Raw genomic sequence first — 3,434 nt, 5'->3', positions numbered from 1 at the left:
CTTCTATCACACGGGCGAGTTGGTGGCGTCGTTCACCGACGTCTACACCTGAGCGAAGCCGGACCGACCAAGAGCAGCGGCGTGCCGGCGGCGTTCCTGCGCATGCCTGGCGCGCCCCGGCTGAGCCCGAATCCTTGATATCAACTTTGCAATCCACGCCATGAAACAGATCCTCAACTTCATCAACGGGGAACACACCGGCACAGATAAGACCTTCGCCAAGCGCTCGCCGGTGACCGGCGAGGTCATCGCGCAGGTGCACGAGGCCGGGCGCGCCGAGGTGGATGCCGCAGTGGCTGCCGCGCGCGCGGCGCTCCATGGACCGTGGTCCCGCATGCCGGTGGCCGAGCGCGTGGAGCGCCTCTATGCCGTGGCTGATGGCATCCATCGGCGCTTCAACGAATTCGTCGCCGTCGAATGCGCCGACACCGGAAAGCCGATGAGCCTGGCAAGCCACCTCGACATTCCGCGCGGAGCGGCCAATTTCAAGATCTTCGCCGACGTGGTGAAGAACGTGCCGACCGAGTTCTTCGAGATGGCAACGCCCGACGGCCGCGGTGCGATCAATTACGGCTGGCGAAGCCCGGTCGGGGTGGTCGGCGTGATCTGCCCGTGGAACCTGCCGCTGCTGCTGATGACATGGAAGGTCGGCCCGGCGCTGGCCTGCGGCAACACGGTGGTCGTGAAGCCTTCGGAAGAAACGCCGCAGACCGCCGCGTTGCTCGGCGAGGTGATGAACGAGGCCGGCATACCCAAGGGCGTTTACAACGTGGTGCACGGCTTCGGCCCCGGCTCGGCCGGAGAGTTCGTCACGACACATCCGCAGGTCGATGCCATCACGTTCACCGGCGAGACCCGAACCGGCGAAGTCATCATGAAAGCCGCGGCTCACGGCGCGCGACCAGTGAGCCTGGAGATGGGCGGCAAGAATGCCGCCATCGTCTTCGCCGATTGYGACTTCGACGCCGCGATCGAGGGCACGATGCGCTCCGTCTTCGCCAACTGCGGTCAGGTGTGCCTGGGGACCGAGCGGGTGTATGTCGAGCGGTCGATCTTCGACCGATTCGTGGCTGCCATGAAGAAGGGCGCCGAAGGCCTGAAGCTCGGCCCCCCCCAAGACGCGGCCACCGGCATGGGCCCGTTGATCAGCCAGGAGCATCAGGGCAAGGTGCTCTCCTACTACAAGCTCGCTCTGGACGAGGGGGCCACCGTGGTGACCGGTGGTGGTGTGCCGGCAATGACAGGCGCGCTCGCTGAAGGCGCCTGGGTGCAGCCGACGATCTGGACCGGGCTGCCCGAGACGGCGCGCGTGATCAAGGAAGAGATCTTCGGCCCCTGCTGCCACGTCGCGCCCTTCGACAGCGAGGAAGAGGTGCTGGCCAAGGCCAATGACAACGCGTACGGGCTCGCATGTGCGATCTGGACCCACGACGTGTCGCGCGCGCACCGCATCGCGCAGCGCATGAACGTCGGCCTGTCCTGGGTCAACAGCTGGTTCCTGCGCGATCTGCGCACGCCCTTCGGCGGCGCCAGGCAGTCGGGCATCGGTCGAGAAGGAGGCGTCCATTCGCTCGAGTTCTACACCGAGCTCAAGAACGTCTGCATCAAGCTCTGAAGGACTGGCATGAGATGAGCAATCCCGAAATCGCGCAGTCGGTGCTTGCGGCAGGCATTCGTACCAATGTGTACGACCTGGGCAGCGGCCCTCCCCTTCTGATGATCCACGGCTCGGGACCCGGTGTGACGGCCTGGGCGAACTGGCGGCTGGCGATGCCGGTGCTGGCCCGGCAGGCGCGGGTGATCGCGCCGGACATGGTGGGCTTCGGCTACACCGAAAGGCCGGCAGGGCAGCGCTACGACATGGACGCCTGGGTCGCCCAGGCGATCGGCGTGCTCGATGCGCTGGACGTCGAGCAGACCGACCTGGTCGGCAACTCCTTTGGCGGTGCGCTGGCGCTGGCACTGACGATCCGGCACCCCCAGCGGGTGCGGCGGCTGGTGCTCATGGGAAGCGTCGGCGTGCCGTTTGCGATCACGCCGGGGCTGGACGCGGTGTGGGGCTATGCGCCGTCGCTGGCGCGCATGCGCGAGCTGCTCGACATCTTTGCCTGCGACCGCAACCTGGTCAGCGATGAACTGGCTCAGCTTCGCTACGAGGCTAGCATCCGCCCGGGCGTCCAGGAGTCTTTCGCGGCGATGTTCCCCGCGCCGCGGCAGCGCTGGATCGATGCGATGGCCAGCAACGAAGCCGACATCCGCCGCATCGCCCACGAGACGCTCGTCCTCCACGGCCGCGAGGACCGCGTGATCCCGCTCTCGACGTCGTTGACCTTGTCGAGCTGGATCCCGCGCGCTCAACTGCACGTGTTCGGCCAATGCGGTCACTGGACGCAGATCGAGCACGCCGCGCGCTTCGCGCAACTGGTCGGCAACTTCCTCTCCGAGGCGAGCCCCGATGAACCCAAGCGCCTGAACGGCTGATATCCGAGAACACGATGAACGAACAACTGATCCAAGCACTCGGCGACGAGTTGTACGACGCACTGAAGGCCTGCCGCGTCGTCGATCCGCTGACCACGCGCCATGCCGACATCACGATCGAGGACGCCTACCGCATCCAGCAGCGCCTGAACGCGCGCCGCGTCGAGGCCGGTGAAACCATCGTCGGCAAGAAGATCGGCGTCACCTCCAAGGCGGTGATGAACATGCTGGGYGTCTACCAGCCGGACTTCGGCATGCTGCTCGACGGCATGGTCTACAACGAAGGCGAGGCCATCGAGGCGTCCACGCTGATCCAGCCTAAGGTCGAAGGCGAGATCGCCTTCATCCTCAAGCGCGACCTGGTCGGCCCCGGCGTCAGCGCCGCCGATGTGATCGCTGCCACCGAAGGCGTGATGGCCTGCTTCGAGATCGTCGACTCGCGCATCCGCAACTGGAAGATCAAGATCCAGGACACGGTCGCCGACAACGCCTCCTGCGGCGTGTTCGTGCTCGGCGACCGCGTCGTATCCYCGCTCGAGGTGGATCTCAACACCTGCGGCATGGTGCTCGAGAAGAACGGGGAGATCGTCGCCACGGGCGCYGGCGCGGCCGCACTCGGCGCACCGGCCAACGCGGTGGCATGGCTGGCCAACACGCTCGGTCAGCTGGGCATCCCGCTGAAGGCCGGCGAAGTCGTGCTGTCGGGGTCGCTGGCGATCATGGTGCCGGTCAAGGCCGGCGACAACCTGCGCGTGACGATCGGCGGCATCGGCGGCTGCTCGGTGCGCTTCGTCTGAAGCCGCCACCCCGCGGCCCACAACCCATTCAATCGACTGGAGAGTCCCTGTGAAGAAAGTGAAATGCGCCCTGATCGGGCCCGGCAACATCGGCACCGACCTGCTGGCCAAGCTGCAGCGCAGCGCGGTGCTGGAGCCGGTGTGGATGGTGGGCAT

At 66.4% G+C, this 3,434-nt stretch carries 3 protein-coding genes and 1 pseudogene; all 4 read left to right on the top strand.

What is annotated here, in order from left to right:
* The first annotated feature begins 160 nt into the window (after positions 1–160).
* Entirely contained in the window at positions 161–1,615 is a 1,455-nt protein-coding gene (locus tag AC1DY5_RS47765) for a 2-hydroxymuconic semialdehyde dehydrogenase (RefSeq protein WP_478121368.1), read from the top strand.
* A gap of 14 nt (positions 1,616–1,629) precedes the next feature.
* Positions 1,630–2,481, top strand: coding sequence for an alpha/beta fold hydrolase (locus AC1DY5_RS47760; protein ID WP_478121367.1), 852 nt, complete (start codon positions 1,630–1,632; stop codon positions 2,479–2,481).
* Between the two features lie 14 nt (positions 2,482–2,495).
* Complete coding sequence (dmpE, locus tag AC1DY5_RS47755) at positions 2,496–3,278, top strand: 2-oxopent-4-enoate hydratase (protein WP_478121366.1); 783 nt, start codon at positions 2,496–2,498, stop codon at positions 3,276–3,278.
* Positions 3,279–3,327: 49 nt separating this feature from the next.
* A pseudogene (locus AC1DY5_RS47750) lies at positions 3,328–3,434 on the top strand (acetaldehyde dehydrogenase (acetylating)); the annotation flags it as partial.

Source organism: Variovorax sp. P4_D9, assembly GCF_056401695.1.
The sequence above is the reverse complement of the archived record's forward strand: the minus strand, read 5'-3'. Positions and strand labels throughout refer to the sequence as shown.

Bases quoted from the DNA above. Each gene is read 5' to 3' on its own strand.
- AC1DY5_RS47760 (WP_478121367.1), top strand. From the start codon at position 1,630: ATGAGCAATCCCGAAATCGCGCAGTCGGTGCTTGCGGCAGGCATTCGT.